This window comes from Pseudomonas sp. No.117 (genome assembly GCF_054558395.1).
On the sequence record NZ_BAAJNP010000026.1, the window covers coordinates 1 to 303 of the forward strand.

The following is a 303-nucleotide window of genomic DNA, read 5'->3' on the forward strand; positions in this document are numbered from 1 at the left end:
AGTCAGCTTTTGTGCTCTTCCCTCTTCACCAAGTGAAGGAGGAAGTCAAAGGCTCACTTCTGAGCTTTTCAAGCAATTGTGTTGGCAGACGCGGGTGGAGATGGTGGAGCCAAGGAGGATCGAACTCCTGACCTCCTGCGTGCAAAGCAGGCGCTCTCCCAGCTGAGCTATGGCCCCATCGATTGGTGGGTCTGGGCAGATTCGAACTGCCGACCTCACCCTTATCAGGGGTGCGCTCTAACCAACTGAGCTACAGACCCAATCGTCTTACCTTGAGTCTATCTAACTCAATTGCTCTTCTAT

2 tRNA genes are annotated in these 303 nt (G+C 52.8%); both read right to left on the reverse strand.

Features of this window, described 5'->3' with window-relative positions:
• Positions 1-101: 101 nt before the first annotated feature.
• Positions 102-177: transfer RNA gene (locus ACYJP6_RS24190), tRNA-Ala, on the reverse strand.
• Between the two features lie 6 nt (positions 178-183).
• A tRNA-Ile gene (locus tag ACYJP6_RS24195) sits at positions 184-260 on the reverse strand.
• Positions 261-303: the final 43 nt, after the last annotated feature.